The sequence below is a fragment of the Exiguobacterium sp. s152 genome (genome assembly GCF_018618335.1).
Classification (GTDB): domain Bacteria; phylum Bacillota; class Bacilli; order Exiguobacteriales; family Exiguobacteriaceae; genus Exiguobacterium; species Exiguobacterium chiriqhucha.
The window spans coordinates 232,594-247,954 of the sequence record NZ_JACSLX010000004.1; the positions used below are offsets into that span (position 1 = coordinate 232,594).

General features: G+C 47.3%; 17 protein-coding genes and 1 pseudogene. 6 read left to right on the forward strand and 12 right to left on the reverse strand.

Annotation, left to right across the window (positions count from 1 at the left end):
* Nucleotides 1-300: 300 nt before the first annotated feature.
* Complete coding sequence (ahpC, locus tag KNP72_RS09625; protein WP_021067918.1) at nt 301-864, forward strand: alkyl hydroperoxide reductase subunit C; 564 nt, start codon at nt 301-303, stop codon at nt 862-864.
* Nucleotides 865-876: 12 nt separating this feature from the next.
* A complete protein-coding gene (gene ahpF / locus KNP72_RS09630; RefSeq protein WP_214833053.1) occupies nt 877-2,400 on the forward strand; it encodes an alkyl hydroperoxide reductase subunit F in 1,524 nt (507 codons plus the stop codon).
* A gap of 14 nt (nt 2,401-2,414) precedes the next feature.
* On the opposite strand, the gene KNP72_RS09635 is transcribed toward ahpF, so the two are convergent.
* Entirely contained in the window at nt 2,415-2,828 is a 414-nt protein-coding gene (locus tag KNP72_RS09635; protein ID WP_131472010.1) for a hypothetical protein, read from the reverse strand.
* Nucleotides 2,829-3,000: 172 nt separating this feature from the next.
* Here KNP72_RS09635 and KNP72_RS09640 point away from each other — a divergent pair.
* Nucleotides 3,001-3,408 (forward strand): annotated as a pseudogene (locus tag KNP72_RS09640) (transposase); the annotation flags it as partial.
* A gap of 295 nt (nt 3,409-3,703) precedes the next feature.
* Here KNP72_RS09640 and KNP72_RS09645 read toward each other — a convergent pair.
* The 6 genes from KNP72_RS09645 to KNP72_RS09670 all read right to left on the reverse strand — a co-directional run bounded on the left by KNP72_RS09645 (nt 3,704) and on the right by KNP72_RS09670 (nt 8,304).
* Entirely contained in the window at nt 3,704-4,411 is a 708-nt protein-coding gene (locus KNP72_RS09645; protein ID WP_029333958.1) for a Crp/Fnr family transcriptional regulator, read from the reverse strand.
* Nucleotides 4,412-4,475: 64 nt separating this feature from the next.
* A complete protein-coding gene (locus tag KNP72_RS09650; protein ID WP_026907428.1) occupies nt 4,476-4,709 on the reverse strand; it encodes a heavy-metal-associated domain-containing protein in 234 nt (77 codons plus the stop codon).
* Nucleotides 4,710-4,774: 65 nt separating this feature from the next.
* Nucleotides 4,775-5,074 (reverse strand): iron-sulfur cluster repair di-iron protein, ric, encoded by a 300-nt coding sequence (locus tag KNP72_RS09655; protein ID WP_128123856.1) that lies wholly within the window; start codon nt 5,072-5,074, stop codon nt 4,775-4,777.
* 33 nt (nt 5,075-5,107) lie between these two features.
* Nucleotides 5,108-5,341 carry a heavy-metal-associated domain-containing protein gene (locus KNP72_RS09660; protein WP_029333960.1) on the reverse strand — a complete coding sequence of 78 codons (234 nt, stop codon included), beginning with the start codon at nt 5,339-5,341 and terminating at the stop codon, nt 5,108-5,110.
* Nucleotides 5,342-5,533: 192 nt separating this feature from the next.
* Entirely contained in the window at nt 5,534-7,387 is a 1,854-nt protein-coding gene (locus KNP72_RS09665) for a heavy metal translocating P-type ATPase (protein ID WP_214712453.1), read from the reverse strand.
* Between the two features lie 656 nt (nt 7,388-8,043).
* Nucleotides 8,044-8,304: a hypothetical protein gene (locus KNP72_RS09670; protein ID WP_029333962.1), complete on the reverse strand. Its 261-nt coding sequence runs from the start codon at nt 8,302-8,304 to the stop codon at nt 8,044-8,046.
* Nucleotides 8,305-8,446: 142 nt separating this feature from the next.
* Here KNP72_RS09670 and KNP72_RS09675 point away from each other — a divergent pair, with 142 nt between their 5' ends.
* On the forward strand, nt 8,447-9,283 hold the full coding sequence (locus KNP72_RS09675) for an aldo/keto reductase (RefSeq protein WP_214833056.1): 837 nt from the start codon (nt 8,447-8,449) through the stop codon (nt 9,281-9,283).
* A 35-nt stretch (nt 9,284-9,318) separates the two neighbouring features.
* Here the strand turns inward: KNP72_RS09675 and KNP72_RS09680 are convergent, their stop codons facing one another.
* From KNP72_RS09680 to KNP72_RS09695, 4 genes are all read right to left on the reverse strand, one after another.
* Nucleotides 9,319-10,137 carry a MetQ/NlpA family ABC transporter substrate-binding protein gene (locus KNP72_RS09680; RefSeq protein ID WP_214833058.1) on the reverse strand — a complete coding sequence of 273 codons (819 nt, stop codon included), beginning with the start codon at nt 10,135-10,137 and terminating at the stop codon, nt 9,319-9,321.
* A 25-nt stretch (nt 10,138-10,162) separates the two neighbouring features.
* Nucleotides 10,163-10,825 carry a methionine ABC transporter permease gene (locus tag KNP72_RS09685; RefSeq protein ID WP_029596402.1) on the reverse strand — a complete coding sequence of 221 codons (663 nt, stop codon included), beginning with the start codon at nt 10,823-10,825 and terminating at the stop codon, nt 10,163-10,165.
* Nucleotides 10,818-11,564 (reverse strand): methionine ABC transporter ATP-binding protein, encoded by a 747-nt coding sequence (locus KNP72_RS09690; protein WP_214833060.1) that lies wholly within the window; start codon nt 11,562-11,564, stop codon nt 10,818-10,820. Before KNP72_RS09690 ends, KNP72_RS09685 begins: the two co-directional genes overlap by 8 nt.
* A 115-nt stretch (nt 11,565-11,679) precedes the next feature.
* A complete protein-coding gene (locus tag KNP72_RS09695) occupies nt 11,680-12,426 on the reverse strand; it encodes a hypothetical protein (RefSeq protein WP_214833063.1) in 747 nt (248 codons plus the stop codon).
* A 136-nt stretch (nt 12,427-12,562) separates the two neighbouring features.
* Between KNP72_RS09695 and KNP72_RS09700 the strand changes: the two genes are divergently transcribed.
* Nucleotides 12,563-12,991 carry a MarR family winged helix-turn-helix transcriptional regulator gene (locus KNP72_RS09700; protein WP_214833065.1) on the forward strand — a complete coding sequence of 143 codons (429 nt, stop codon included), beginning with the start codon at nt 12,563-12,565 and terminating at the stop codon, nt 12,989-12,991.
* A gap of 106 nt (nt 12,992-13,097) precedes the next feature.
* The gene (locus KNP72_RS09705) at nt 13,098-13,622 is read left to right on the forward strand and encodes a CarD family transcriptional regulator (RefSeq protein WP_029596405.1); all 525 of its coding nucleotides are present in this window, start codon (nt 13,098-13,100) and stop codon (nt 13,620-13,622) included.
* Between the two features lie 90 nt (nt 13,623-13,712).
* Here KNP72_RS09705 and mqo read toward each other — a convergent pair whose 3' ends face one another.
* Nucleotides 13,713-15,212 (reverse strand): malate dehydrogenase (quinone), encoded by a 1,500-nt coding sequence (gene mqo / locus KNP72_RS09710; protein WP_214718751.1) that lies wholly within the window; start codon nt 15,210-15,212, stop codon nt 13,713-13,715.
* Between the last annotated feature and the right edge of the window lie 149 nt (nt 15,213-15,361).

Genomic DNA, 15,361 nt, shown 5'->3' on the forward strand with positions numbered 1-15,361 from the left:
ATGATAATGTAACGATTTATGACGAGAATCTCGTATTCGTTTCTTTATCAAATAGGAGTATATGAGTAAGCTTTTATTTTTTTCACATAGGTTATTGAAAACAAAAGTACATTTATTTTGTAATCGTTTTCTTTCCTTTCATCAAGCGTTTTAACCATTTAACGTTGATATATCAACATTTTCCCAGACATGCAAACGCCTTGACATTTTTGGCGGGTTATATGAAGTTAGTATTACATTATAATTATTCTAGTAGAGACGAAAGTCCACTAGAGTAAAAAACCAAGGAGGACATATCCCATGTCATTAATCGGCAAAGAAATTTTACCTTTCAAAGCACAAGCATTCCAAACAGGTGAATTCCTCGAAGTATCGGACAACGACTTCAAAGGTCAATGGAGCGTCGTTTGCTTCTACCCAGCTGACTTCACATTCGTCTGCCCGACTGAACTTGAAGACCTTCAAAACGAATACGCGACACTTAAAAACCTCGGCGTCGAAGTCTACTCAGTATCGACTGACACACACTTCACGCACAAAGCATGGCACGAAACATCAGAGAAAATCGGCAAAATCGAGTACATCATGATTGGTGACCCATCACACACAATCTCACGTAACTTCGACGTCTTGAACGAAGAAGATGGTCTTGCTGACCGCGGTACGTTCATCATCGACCCAGACGGCGTCATCCAAACAGTTGAAATCAACGCAGGCGGCATCGGCCGTGACGCGAGCACACTCGTCAACAAAGTCAAAGCGGCACAATACGTCCGCAACAACCCAGGCGAAGTTTGCCCGGCGAAATGGGAAGAAGGTTCTGCGACACTTCGCCCGAGCCTCGACCTCGTCGGCAAGTTGTAAGGAGCGGATTTCATGTTAGAAGCAGATATTAAACAACAGTTAGGCCAATATCTCCAGCTCATGGAGGGCGATGTCGTCCTCCGTGTCAGCGCTGGAGACGACGCGGTCTCAAAAGAGATGCTCGACCTCGTGAACGAACTCGCGAGCATGTCGTCACGCATCTCGGTCGAGCACGTCACGCTCGAACGCACACCGAGCTTCAGCGTGAGCCGTCCGTCTGAAGAGACAGGAATCGTCTTCGCAGGAATCCCGCTCGGTCACGAGTTCACGTCACTCGTCCTCGCCTTGCTCCAAGTGAGCGGCCGGGCGCCGAAAGTGGACGCGGATGCGATCAAACAGATTCAAAACATTCAAGGCACGTACCACTTCGAATCGTATATCAGCCTCAGCTGCCATAACTGCCCGGACGTCGTCCAGGCACTCAACGTCATGAGCGTCCTCAACCCGAACATCTCACACACGATGATCGACGGTGGCGCGTTCAAGGCAGAAGTGGAAGCGAAAGAAATCATGGCTGTCCCGACCGTCTTCTTGAACGGTGAGGCATTCGGCAACGGGCGCATGTCACTTGAAGAGATTTTGGCGAAACTCGGTACTGGCCCAGACGCTTCGGCGTTTGACAACAAAGAACCGTATGACGTCCTCGTCATCGGTGGCGGCCCGGCCGGTTCGAGCGCAGCGGTTTACGCGGCTCGTAAAGGTATCCGGACCGGCATCGTCGCGGAACGCTTCGGTGGACAAGTGATGGACACAATGGGGATTGAGAACTTCATCGGTACGTCTTACACGGAAGGCCCGAAACTCGTCGCGAGCTTGGAAGAGCACGTGAAAGAGTACGGCATCGACGTCATGAACCTCCAGCGCGCGAAGCGCCTCGAGAAGAAAGACCTCGTCGAAGTCGAACTTGAGAACGGCGCCGTCTTGAAGAGTAAGAGCGTCATCCTGTCGACTGGTGCACGTTGGCGCAACGTCAACGTGCCAGGTGAAGCCGAGTTCAAAAACAAAGGTGTCGCCTACTGCCCGCACTGTGATGGCCCTCTCTTCGAAGGCAAGCGCGTCGCGGTCATCGGCGGCGGTAACTCTGGGATTGAAGCAGCCATCGACCTCGCTGGAATCGTCAAACACGTGACGGTGCTCGAGTTCGCTGCCGAACTCAAAGCTGACCAAGTGCTTCAAGACCGTCTCCACAGCCTCCCGAACGTGACCGTCGTCACGAACGCTCAGACGACAGAAATCACGGGTACGGACAAAGTGAACGGCATCTCGTACTTGTCACGCGAGACGAACGAGACGCATCACGTTGAACTCGAAGGCGTCTTCGTCCAAATCGGCCTCGTCCCGAACACGGATTGGCTCGACTCGGTCGAACGTAACAACTTCGGTGAGATTGTCGTCGACCGTCACGGCGCGACGAACGTCCCAGGTGTGTTCGCAGCAGGCGACTGCACGAACAGCGCCTACAAACAGATCATCATCTCGATGGGATCTGGTGCGACTGCCGCACTCGGTGCTTTCGATTATATGATTCGCAACTAATCAGAAACGCGTCCTCACATTGGAGGACGCGTTTTTATAATGTCTCCTGAATCGGGTAAAAACAAGACTCGGTCCCCTGAATCGATTTCAAATAAATAGACACGGTTTGGTTGAAACGGATTCCAGCCTTCGTTCACCACCCCGACATCATTCACATAGTTCACGTTCTTATGTACTTGTTTCAGGTTATGTTCTGCCTCAGCGACCGAATAATTCGGCAACCCGAAGTAAATTGCTCCAGCAATCAATAATGAAAAGATGACTCCCATTCTTATCCGATATCGGTTTTCTAAACTCTTTAGGCCAATCAACGTCACGATAATCATACTGGTCGCCGTTCCAAACGCCGCCGAGTTTCCATACCAAGCCTCATTTACGACCATCATTCCTCCAATGGCCAATATCCCGAACATCCACCACCACTTCATCCCCATCACCTCTCTTCAATTATCCCAAAAACAGGAAAATAGGCAACTTCATTTTGGTTTGATGAATTATAAAATTAAGTGCAACACCCAAAAGTGAACGCACAAAAAGCCCACAGCGACGTCCTCGTGTAGAATGAAGTTACGACACAAACATTCAGACGGAGGAATCGCTATGAGCTATATTCATCTTACCACAACGGAACGCGTGAAAATAGAGACGTATCTGGAGCTTGGGATGTCCATCCGGTCCATCGCGAGACGGCTCGGGCGACAGCCCTCGACCGTCTCGCGGGAAATCAGACGGAACCCCGACTACGTGGCTGAACGTGCCCAGAAACGCTACGAGAAGGCGAAGACCAACTGTGGCGCCAAGACGAAACTCGACGACACGATGCGCCGGACGATCGTCGGGAAGCTGCGTGCGACCTGGTCCCCGGAACAGATCGTCGGCCGTCTCTACACAGGAATAATTGCCTTCTCCACCATCTACCGTTGGATCTATGCGGGACGGATCGACGTGCCCCTGACCGTGCTCCGCCAGAAAGGGAAACGTCAAAAGCCGATCGCGGACCGCACACGAGGCCTTCGCGGAGGAAGTGTTGCGCTTAATTTGACAAACCGTCCAGAGTAATTAGCTTAGTTAATAGGGGTGTTTTGCTAATGAATTATGCAGTTGACACAAGTTTATGTCATCTTGGTAAAATAAGTGCCAAATAAGTAGCCATTTCTCTTTCTTTTTGTAGATAAACATTGTTAAATCAACAAAAATTAGCAATCCATTTTATATGCTAATTGGATTGCTAAAATGTTTGTTATTTTATGTTTTGTACTATTAAACTTAACACGTTAATGATGGCACGCTACTCTGCTTATATTTATTTAGTATGAAGTAACAATTGATCTAAATCCATTATTTTAATTTTCTTTTTCGGTAACTGTTTAATCAATCCAAGTTCTTCTAGAGTAGTAAATTTACGGCTGATTGTTTCTGGTGTGGTACCAAGATACGAGGCTAAATCCTTTTTGGACATTGGTAAGATAATCGTTGGACTATTGCCACTTCCCTTTTCAATATTCTCAGCTAAAAAGGATATAATGCGGGTTTCTACATTTTCAATCGCTACTTGTGTGGTTTGTTTTTCAGAATCCTTTAAACGCATCGTTACTTCTGACAGTATTTTTAATGAGATCTGCGGATATTCCACCAAATACTTCTGTAAATCACCTCGTTTAATTAAACAAATAGATGTATTTTGTAGTGCTTCCGCATAATTCTCATGAATACTTCCAGGTTGGAAAATGGCGACTTCACCTGTAAAATCACCAGGATTTAAAATGCGAACAAGTTGTTCTTTTCCAGAATCCGATAAGCGGTAAATCCGAGCCTTACCTGAATTGATAATATATAAGGTATCATCTTCCTCATCTGCACGGAATAACATTTCCCCTTTTTTAAGATGAAGTGTCTTGGCAGATTCCGCAATCAAATCCATTTGTGAGTCTTCCAAATGGTTGAAAATGGGGACAATACGAATACATTCTGCATGTCCATGTTGGTGATGACAACATTGGTTTTGTTCCAAAATAACCTCTTCCTTTTATAAAAAGCCTAAGAGGGCATCCTAGGCTTCCTTTCTATTCACTCGATTAAGCAGGTTTTACCTTTGATTTGACAACAGGATATCCTAAGTCTTCAATTGCCTTTTCGATATCGTTAATAGCGACTGCTTCTGAATCAAAATCTACTTTTACTTTACTTGCATTGAACATTACTTTCAAGCTATCTTGATTCACACCGTTTATTCCTTTCACCGCATTTTCAATCTTTTGGAGACAAGATGGGCAAGATAAGGTTTCTAATTGAATCGTTGCTTTTTGCATAAATCATTTCCCCCTTCATTTTTTAACGACCGTAAACCAATCTATTCTTTTGTTTTTGAGTTACTTTAAGCCTGATATGCTTTATCTACTTCTGATAACATCTCGAATGTGCCTCCATACGTTTCACATACATCTCCAGGAATGGTGTAGTTGTCTGTGATTTTTCGTAATTGAGCAAATTCAGCATCTAAGTCAGGTTTGTTCGTACCTGCGTCTTTTACTTTTCCACTAATTGTTTCAAACAATTCACGTACTTCAAAGGCTTCTGGGTGATTCTTACCATGGGCCCGTGTAATTGCAGTGGTGTATAAATCTAGCTTTTCAAAATGGTTTGTTATTACTTCGTTAAATGTCTGTTCAGACATTATTCGTTCCCTCTTTCTTGTGGTTTTTTGGTCTTAGGCCGATTTTACTTTTGATTTGACGACTGGATATCCTAAGTCTTCAATGGCTTTTTCGATATCGTTAATGGTGATCGTTTCTGAATCAAAATCTACTTTTACTTTACTGGCATTAAATAATACTTTTAAGCTATCATGATTAACCCCGTTTAATCCTTTCACCGCATTTTCAATCTTTTGCATACAAGATGGACAAGATAATGTTTCTAATTGAATAACTGCTTTTTGCATGAATTATTTCTCCTTTCATCTTATCTTTTATTTTTTTGTTTTCCCTCTTTTTCTTTACAATTTAAGTATAGTTCAGGTTCAACGAAATGAATTTGATGCAAATCAAGTTTTAAGAAAAAGTAGGGGAGTATTTTGTTCTTCCTACCTGAATACTTCCCCTTTATCATTCATCAAGACTGCTTTCTATTAAAATTATTCTCTCAAACGGTATCGAAGCAATCTCATACCATTCAAGATGACTACTAAGATACTTGCTTCGTGAACCAACATCCCGATTGACATATTCATCCATTCACCAAATAGTAGGCTGGCAAGTAAGACTAATACCACACCAACTGCTATGGTAATGTTCTGTTTCATGTTTCTTGAAGTTGATTTTGTTAAGCCTAATGCGTGTGGTAAACGACTAAAGTCAGAATTCATTAAAACAACATCTGATGTTTCAATTGCAACATCTGTTCCACTTCCCATGGCAATTCCGATATCTGCTAAGGCTAGTGAAGGACTATCATTCACTCCGTCACCGACAAAGGCAATGATCCCGCCTTCTGCTTGCATTTTTTCGATATAAGCAGATTTTCCTTCCGGTAGCATATGACCATGTGCTTCTGTTAACCCAAGTTCTCGAGCAACTAAATCTACGGTTCCTTGGTTGTCCCCAGAAAGAACGACAAGGTTTTTGACCCCTAGTTTTTTCAGTTTTTGAAGATCTTTTTTAACACCTGGGCGGATTTGATCCCGAATACCCATCAGAACGTTTAATTCTCCGTCGACCGCAGTTAACACAAGAGAATTCCCATTTTTCTCAAAGCGTTCGACGTCTTTTTTAGCTTTTTCGCTTAATTTCACATTTTTCTTTTCCATTAAAGCTACGTTACCAACGGCTATACGATGAACACCTATTTTTGCTACAATTCCGCCACCTTTAACGACTTCGGTTTCTTCAACAGTAGAGAAAGTTATCTCGCCAATATCCTGTAGGACAGCTTTCGCTAGTGGGTGGTCCGATTCACGCTCCACACTTGCTAAATATCCTAGAACCTCTTCAGTATTTTTTCCGTAAAATTCTTTTTCGGCAACTTCAGGGTTTCCTACTGTCAATGTTCCTGTTTTATCAAAAACGATAGTATCTACTCTGCTAAAGTCATTGATAACTTCACTACCTTTTAAGAGGACACCATTACGTGCACCGTTTCCGATACCGGCAACGTTGGATACAGGAACCCCGATAACTAATGCACCTGGACATCCTAAAACAAGAATCGTGATAGCTAGTTCAATATCTTTTGAGAAAAACCAAACAATAAAACCAAGGACTAACACAGCTGGTGTATAGTATTTTGAGAATCGGTCAATGAAACGTTCTGCTTCTGATTTGGAATCTTGTGCCTCTTCCACCAATTCGATAATTCTACCAAATGTTGTATCTTCTCCAACACGATCAGCTCGAATTTGGATCGTTCCATTTTCTAAGATAGATCCTGCAAATACTTCAGAATCAACCTTTTTACTTACAGGTAGAGATTCTCCAGTAATACTTGCTTCATTAATGTGACCTTCACCAGTTAACACTGTTCCATCTACCGGAACTTTTGCACCCGTTTTAACTAATAAAATATCACCTTCGTCTACATCATCGACATCTACTTCTTCAAATTCTCCGTTTTCCATTTGCTTTAAAGCACTTTCTGGTGCCAGCTCTGTTAATTCTTTAATGGCAGAACGTGTTTTGTTCAAGGTACGCTGCTCCAAGTAAGAACCAAATAAGAATAAGAAAGTAACGATGGCTGATTCCTCATAATTTTGAATCAATACTGCTCCAATAACTGCAATGGTAACTAAAACATCAATACTGACAACTTTTACTTTTAATGCCTGATAGGCTTGGATTGCAATCGGCGCCACACCAAGAATGGATGCAATGATGAGCGACCAATTGAAAATGGCCATGTTGTCTAAGGAAAATCGTCCGAAGAATGCAAGTGCAATCAAAATTGCACTGATCAGTGTAATGGAATTCTTTTTACTTAATATATATCTTTGCATGTTGATTCCCTCCAATTTCATTTTCATTTGTATTCCTTGTTGATGACTCTAGTCTAGGATGTTTCTATGAAATAAAAATTGATTCGAATCAAGTTCTATTGTAAAAGTGAAAAATTATAAAAGAACAGCAAAACAAAACCAACAGTTTTACGGAATAACTCTTATATATTATCGAACATCGACATACAATCACAAAAATTCATTATATTGTACATTCTTTATTCAGCAGGCTTTAGAAAAGTAGTTAGTTTAAGTGTACTCTTTCACATTATCCATTGGCGTTACTCAGAATTTGCTCCAATTACTAAACAAAAGCTAATGAAGATTATGGAACAACATGATCCAGTTACCGTTTTTTTTTGGAATATCCGCCATAGGCTCAAATAGTTTGTTTAACAAACAGCTATCATCCTAATCACCTAAACAGGTAGTTTTGTTTAACATTTTGTCGCGAATGTGTGAATAACTCAACTATTTAACGAAACCCTCCAAGCTATAATAAAAAAATGGTGCTCATCCAAACACTAACAGAAAGTGTAAAAAGGGCCGTTTTGTATTTCATCATTAATTTTCGTTTATTATCTTTAAACACCAAACAAACACCAACTCTAAATCAAAAGCGCGTAAGATAGCGTGTTTTCGGGCTTTGTTCCGTATCAGTGTGAATGTTTCAAAGTATGTTCCGCCTCGGCGACTGAATAACTCGGCAACCCAAAGTAAATCGCTCCAGCAATCAATAATGAAAAGATGACTCCCATTCTTATCCGATATCGGTTTTCTAAACTCTTTAGGCCAATCAACGCCACGATAATCATACTGGTCGCCGTTCCAAACGCCGCCGAGTTTCCATACCAAGCCTCATTGACGAACATCATTCCTCCAATGGCCAATATCCCGAACATCCACCACCACTTCATCCCCATCACCTCATGCCAATTACCCCAAAAACAGGAAAATAGGCAACTCCATTTTAATTAACTCCGACCGATTCAAACGTTTGATTCCCCCGGAAAGTGGAATATCGGACAAGAGAACGGATTTTGAATGAGGAGGCATTTCATGAACATCCCAACCATCAAACTACATGACGGCTACGAGATTCCGGCAATCGGGCTCGGCACCGTTTATTTACGAGGTGAACCGGGCGTCGACGCCATCACGAGCGCTATCCGCAACGGCTATCGTCTCATCGATTCGGCAATTCGCTATGACAATGAAGGAACGGTCGGCGAAGCCGTCCGGCAATCCGGCATCCCGCGCGAGCAACTGTTCTTGACGTCGAAGCTTCGCGCCCAATACTTCGACTACGACGATGCGCTCGAGATGATTCGTGAGTCGCTCTACCGGGCGAACCTCGACTATTGGGACTTGTTCCTGTTACATTGGCCGAACCCGAAACAAGACAAATACGTGGAGGCGTGGCGCGCACTCATCCAAGCGAAAGAGAACGGGTGGATCCGCTCCATCGGCGTCTCGAACTTTATGCCTGAGCACCTCGACCGTTTGATTGAGGAGACGGGTGAGACACCGGTCATCAACCAAATCGAGCTCCACCCATACTTCTCCCAAGTAGAACAGCGTCAAGCTGACAAAGAGCGCGGCATCATCACTGAGGCATGGAGTCCGTTGAGCCGAGCCCGGACTGTCACGCATGACGAGACGATCGCGGAACTAGCAAGACAAAAAGGCAAGACCGTGTCCCAAGTCATTCTGCGTTGGCACGTCCAACTCGGTGTCATCCCGCTCCCGCGTTCATCGAGTGAGTTGCACCAAAAAGAGAACCTCGACATCTTCAACTTCGAATTGACCGAGGACGAGGTGGAGACGCTCAACTCCCTGACGAAGCCAGACGGCCGCATCGATAATCAAGACCCAAGAGAATACGAGGAATACTAAAAAAGATTGAGCCGTCTGGGCTCAATCTTTTCTCGTTAAAACGCCGGAATCGCCGTTTCTTCGTAATTCTCTTCCAAGAATGCACGGACTTCGTCACTTGTGAGTGCTTCGCCGAGTTTCTGGATCGCTTCTTCATCTTTGTTGTCTTCACGAGCAACAAGCGTGATGGCGAAGTCGTTCTCGACACCTTCCGTCAAGAGCGCATCGCTCTTCGGCGTCAAGCCGAGTGGAGCCGCATAAGCCGGCGTCATGAGGACCGCATCGACATCATCGTACGCACGCGCGAGCATGAGCAAATCGACTTCCTCGAACTTGAGGTTCTTCGGGTTTTCCGTGATATCGGCTTGCGTGTAATACGAACCGTTCTTCTCGCCGAGCTCAATCACGTCGTGCTGTGCGAGCAACGAGAGCGAGCGATCGATGTTTGAGACGTCATTCGCGATGGCAATCGTCGCGCCTTCCGGGATATCGTCCATGTTGTCATACTCTTTCGAGTAGACACCGTAGTTGGCGAAGTAAATCGGTTCGATTGGGACGAGGTTGGCATCATTGCTGCGGTTGAACTCTTCCATGTACGGAACGTGTTGGAAGAAGTTCGCGTCGACTTCTTTCGCTGCGAGCGCCGTGTTCGGTTGGACGTTGTCACCGAGGACGACGATTTCGAGCTCGATGTTGTCTTCTGCGAGTTGCTCTTTCGCGATTTCAAGCATATCCGTCATCGGTGGGATGAGCGATGCGACTTTGAGCGTCTGCGGCTCGTTTGACGGGGCTTCCGTCGTGTTCGTTTCGGTATCGTTCCCACACGCCGCGAGGACGAGTGTGAGTGAGGCGAAAAGCGCCATTAATTTTTTCATAAGTTCTCCTTCTTTCTGTAGGTGATTAGCGTTTGTCGATGAGCCGGGCCACCGTCGTACCGGTGAACTGAATCATCTGGACGAAGACGAGCATAATCAAAATCATGTACATCATCAGCTCCGTCTTGAACTGTTGATAACCATAGCGGATGGCAAAGTCGCCGATGCCACCGCCCCCGACCACCCCCATGATGGTCGAGTACGAGATGAAGCTAATGATTGACGTCGTAAGCCCGAGGACGAGACCGGAACGGGCCTCGACGTACAAGAACTTGAAGATGACGTCTTTGATGGACGCCCCCATCGACACGGCCGCCTCGACGACGCCACGCGGTACGTCAAGGAGTGACTGCTCGACGAGTCGCGAGTAATGGGCGATGGCGATGATGGCGAGCGGCACGGTTGCCGCCGCCGTCCCGATGGCCGTTCCGATGATGAGCCGCGTAAATGGAATCAAAAACACGACGAGTAACAGGAACGGGAACGAGCGGACGATATTGACGATCAAGTTGAGCACGGAGAAGACGGCCCGATTTTCGAGCAGTTGCCCTTTTCGTGACAAGTAGAGCCACGTCCCGAGCGGCAGGCCGAGGAGGACGGCCGCGAGAATCGAGACGCCGACCATGATGAACGTCTCGCCGATCGATTGCCAAATCTCGGTCTGATATTGCAGGAGCACCTCAGGCATGTGGTTCACCTGCCTTCTTCAGTTGATCGACGAACCAGGACGGATTGTCGTCGATGTCTGCGACCCCACTCGGAATGACATCAATCGTCTCATACACCGAACCGTCCGTCATGACGGTCACGCGGTCGCACACTTGTTTGATGACGTCCATCTCATGTGTCACGATGACGATGGTGACGCCGAGCCGCTCGTTAATCGACTTTAACACGCCGAGCACTTCAGCCGTCGTATTCGGGTCGAGCGACGACGTCGGCTCATCACATAACAAGACGTGCGGTTCGTTCGCGAGCGCCCGCGCGATGGCGACGCGCTGTTTCTGCCCGCCGCTCAACTGTGCCGGGTATTTATCTTTGAACGACTCGAGCCCGACGAAACGAAGGCACTCGAGCACCCGGGCCTCATGCGTCGAGCGCGGCCGGCCAGCCAGCTTCAGTGAAGCGGCCACATTGTCATAGACGGTCTTGTTCGCGACGAGATTAAACTGTTGGAAAATCATGCCGATGACGTGGCGCTTCTCGCGTAGCTGTCGACTCGATAAGCTCGTCAATTCGTCCCCATCGACCGTGACTTGCCCTGTATCCGGTGTCTCGAGCAGGTTCATCAACCGGAGCAGCGTCGACTTGCCGGCCCCGCTCGCGCCGATGATGCCGTAGACCTCGCCCTGCTCGATCTGAAGCGAGACGTCACGGACGGCTGCGTCGCGGCCGAACTGTTTGCTGACATTCGTTAACGTGATCATAGACGGTTCCTTTCTCTTATGGGAAAACTGGGTCAACCTCGTACCCCATTTTAGCGAACTAAAGCAAATTTGTCAGGTGAGGTGCTTCACAAAAAAAAGAACCGCACGGGGCGGTTCACTTTAACGGGTGCTGTTTGAAATGGTCAGCGATATGGCGCCGCATCGATTCACGATTTTCGGCAAAGATGCGATGCCGATGGCCGTTCCCCCCTGATGGATGGGGAAATCCGCTCACGACGCGTTCTGGCGCGATGATGCCCTTGTCGACGAGCGTCTCGACGGCCCGACGGACGTTGATGCCCATCGGCAAGATGAGTGCGTCCTCGAGGACGGCCATCTCGTCGGCGAAGCTGCCTTCGACATAAGACCGGAACAAGTCCGTCTTCAACATGTCTGGACTCGACCCGTTGTAGTTCTTCCCTTTATAGAAGACGGGATACGGTAGCACCGCCGTATTCTGCACAAGATGGTTCGCCTCGCCAAATAAGTCGAGCGTCGTCGGGAGACCGAGGTGGTGATGCAACTCCAAGTCGTCGAGCATCGTCACCAAGTTCTTGCGAATCGGTCCGGAGAAGCTACCTCGTTGTTTGACAGCTCGAAGCGCCTCCTCGTCGGGTGCGTCCGCCAAATCACGAATCGCCTCGAACGATTGCCGCATTTGATACAATCCTGGCGTAATCCCTGCGATGACGACTTTAGCATTCGGATTAATATATTCGAACGGCGCATAATAAATTGTGAGCTGCTTGTTCGAGTCCTCCTCGAGCAGGAACGGTTCACTCTTCAGTGTCGTCTCCTCCAGGTCGGGTAGTTCGAGAATATGTTGTTTATAGCGTTGAAATAAATCGGTACGTGTCGGCATGTAAGTCCCTCCTCTGCTTTTCTGTTCCCTAAACCGTCAAATCCTATCAGAGGATGGTGAACTCGTTTCGCGCATTGACGTGACACATCCGCTTTTGTATAGTTAGGAACGACAAAAACGAATAGGAGTGACCAATTTGACTCCAACAGAACCAACGACACGACTCCTCGATCTCCTCAGTGAGCGACATGACCAAATCCGACGCATCAGCGAGCGGGCTTGGAACGAGCAACACGATATCTATATCTCCAACTCCGAATGGTACGTGCTCGCCCGCATCTATAAGACGAAGCCGACCATTGCCGAAGTGACGCGCAACGTCCACATCTCCCGTCAAGCGATCCATAAGCTCATCAAGAACTTGAAGACGAAAGAACTCGTCACGGTGACCGATCATCCGACGAGCCGAAAAGATAAATGTATCGAGCTGACCGAGCTCGGGGTCCGTTGCTACGAACAGAACGAGGCACTGAAAGCCGAACTCGAACAAAAAATAGCCGATTCACTCGGTGACGCCGCGTTCCGACAACTGAAAATGTTGTTGAAAGCCGACTGGAATTTGTAATCTCTCCTAACGATTGGGAGGGATTTTTTTGTGTCATATCTCACCTCAAATGTCAACCGAGTTGACATTTCGTGTCATGAACTACTATACTTGATGAAAGGAAGAGGTGATCGATTTGTTCAAAACTGGTGATTTAATCATTTATTCGACCCACGGAGTTTGCCGCATTGACGACATTTCCGATATGACGGTCGCGGGTGAGACGAAGTCGTACTATACGCTCCATCCCATCAACAACGCACAGAAGTTGCAAATCAGTATCCCCGTCGATAGTGATAAAGTGATGATGTTGACGCTCCTAGAAGCCAAAGAAGCAAAAGAGATCCTTGAATCGTTCCGCTCGCCGGGTGTCGAATGGAATCCCCATCCGAACAACCGCAATCGTGAATTCTTGAACGTCGTGCACTCGGGTAACCGTCACGAGATCGCTCAAGTCATCAACACGCTTGCTCGCCGCCAAAGCGAAGCTCTCTTGTTGAACAAAAAGTTATATGAACAGGACCGTAAGATTCTAGAGAACGCTAAAACGATCCTCGTGAAAGAACTTTCGCTCGCGCTTGAATTATCGGAAGAAATCATCGATCAACAAATTGCTGCTTATTTGAGCGAAGAACCTGTCGCCACTACTTGATTGGCCCCTTCCGTGCGAAGAGGTCTTTTTTTTTATGCAAAAATTAAAAAGAAAAAGCGAGAATATGAACATATCCTCGCCTTTACTCGCTTAGTTGTGGACGACACCTTTCTCTTTCAAGCCGAGCGCCATCGCTGTCGATTCGTGAATCGTCTTGAACAGTTCCGGGTGATCGGAGAGTGAGACGCCATAAGACGGCACCATCTCTTTGATTTTCGGTTCCCATTCCGGCATCCGGCTTGGGAAGCACTGCTCGAGCACTTTTAACATGACGTGCACGGCCGTCGACGCGCCCGGTGACGCACCGAGAAGTGCTGCGACCGATCCATCTTCGGCGCTGACGACTTCCGTTCCGAACTGGAGCGTCCCTTTTCCGTCCGGCGTGTCTTTAATGACTTGCACGCGTTGTCCGGCGACGACGATTTCCCAGTCCTCATTTTTCGCGGTCGGAATGAATTCGCGCAGCTCGTCCATCCGTTTGTTGTGTGACAAGAGCACCTGCTCAATCAAATATTTCGTGAGCGGCATCTCTTTCGCCCCGGCCGCGAGCATCGTCACGACGTTGTACGGTTTGACCGATTGGAGGAGGTCGAGGTTCGAGCCCGTTTTCAAGAACTTCGGCGTGAAGCCGGCGAACGGTCCAAACAACAACTCTTTACGCCCTTCGATGAAGCGCGTGTCGAGGTGCGGCACCGACATCGGCGGTGCGCCGACTTTCGCTTTGCCGTATACTTTCGCGTTGTGCTGTTCGATGACGTCACGGTTCTTACAGACGAGGAACAGACCGCTCACCGGGAATCCGCCGATGTGCTTCGACTCCGGGATGCCCGTCTTTTGAAGGAGCGGCAGGCTGCCTCCACCGCCGCCGATAAACAAGAACGGCGCCGTATGCGTCTCAATCGTGTTCGCCTCGATGTCTTTCACTTTCACTTCCCACAATCCGTTCGCCAACCGTTTCACGTCCTCGACGCTATGCTTGTAATTGACCTCGACGCCTTGGCCGGTCAAATGGTCAAACAGCATCCGTGTAAGCGCACCGAAGTTGACGTCGGTACCTGAATCGATTTTCGTCGCCGCGATCGGCTCATCGACGGAACGTCCTTCCATGACAATCGGCATCCAGTCACGGAGTTGTTCCGGGTCATCCGATAAGACCATCCCTTCAAACAACGGATTATTTGTTAGCGCTTCCAAACGTTTCTTCAAGAAGCGGACATCGTTCTCGCCTTGGACCATACTCATATGTGGAATCGAACGGATGAACGCTTCCGGATTTTGAATCAAGCCTTTGTTGACGAGATGCGCCCAAAACTGACGCGAGATTTGGAACTGCTCGTTCACGTTGATTGCTTTCGAGATATCGAGCGTGCCATCCGGCTTCTCGGTCGTATAGTTCAACTCGCAGAGGGCGGCATGTCCCGTCCCGGCGTTGTTCCATTCGTTCGAACTCTCTTCCCCTGCACTTTCGAGCTTCTCAAACACTTTGACTTCCCACTCTGGTACGAGCTCTTTAAAAAGCGACCCGAGTGTCGCACTCATGATGCCTGCACCAATCAAAATGACGTCTGTTCTCTTTTGAACACTGCTCATGAAAACCCCATCCTTCTCCCCTGGATTTGTGTATGAGACGATTCGGTAAATCCCCATTCGCCGACTCGCCCCGTTTATAATTGTTATATTGATTATAACGCTTTTGTGATGTTTGATAAGGGTTAAGTACGGAAAACTTTTAGAGATTC

Coding starts and splice junctions, on each gene's coding strand:
- ahpC (WP_021067918.1), top strand. CDS start 301: ATGTCATTAATCGGCAAAGAAATTTTACCTTTCAAAGCACAAGCATTC.
- KNP72_RS09695 (WP_214833063.1), bottom strand. CDS start 12,426: ATGCCGACACGTACCGATTTATTTCAACGCTATAAACAACATATTCTC.
- KNP72_RS09675 (WP_214833056.1), top strand. CDS start 8,447: ATGAACATCCCAACCATCAAACTACATGACGGCTACGAGATTCCGGCA.
- KNP72_RS09650 (WP_026907428.1), bottom strand. CDS start 4,709: ATGCAAAAAGCAACGATTCAATTAGAAACCTTATCTTGCCCATCTTGT.
- KNP72_RS09660 (WP_029333960.1), bottom strand. CDS start 5,341: ATGCAAAAAGCAGTTATTCAATTAGAAACATTATCTTGTCCATCTTGT.
- KNP72_RS09685 (WP_029596402.1), bottom strand. CDS start 10,825: ATGCCTGAGGTGCTCCTGCAATATCAGACCGAGATTTGGCAATCGATC.
- KNP72_RS09690 (WP_214833060.1), bottom strand. CDS start 11,564: ATGATCACGTTAACGAATGTCAGCAAACAGTTCGGCCGCGACGCAGCC.
- ahpF (WP_214833053.1), top strand. CDS start 877: ATGTTAGAAGCAGATATTAAACAACAGTTAGGCCAATATCTCCAGCTC.
- KNP72_RS09635 (WP_131472010.1), bottom strand. CDS start 2,828: ATGAAGTGGTGGTGGATGTTCGGGATATTGGCCATTGGAGGAATGATG.
- KNP72_RS09665 (WP_214712453.1), bottom strand. CDS start 7,387: ATGCAAAGATATATATTAAGTAAAAAGAATTCCATTACACTGATCAGT.
- KNP72_RS09670 (WP_029333962.1), bottom strand. CDS start 8,304: ATGAAGTGGTGGTGGATGTTCGGGATATTGGCCATTGGAGGAATGATG.
- KNP72_RS09680 (WP_214833058.1), bottom strand. CDS start 10,137: ATGAAAAAATTAATGGCGCTTTTCGCCTCACTCACACTCGTCCTCGCG.
- KNP72_RS09655 (WP_128123856.1), bottom strand. CDS start 5,074: ATGTCTGAACAGACATTTAACGAAGTAATAACAAACCATTTTGAAAAG.
- mqo (WP_214718751.1), bottom strand. CDS start 15,212: ATGAGCAGTGTTCAAAAGAGAACAGACGTCATTTTGATTGGTGCAGGC.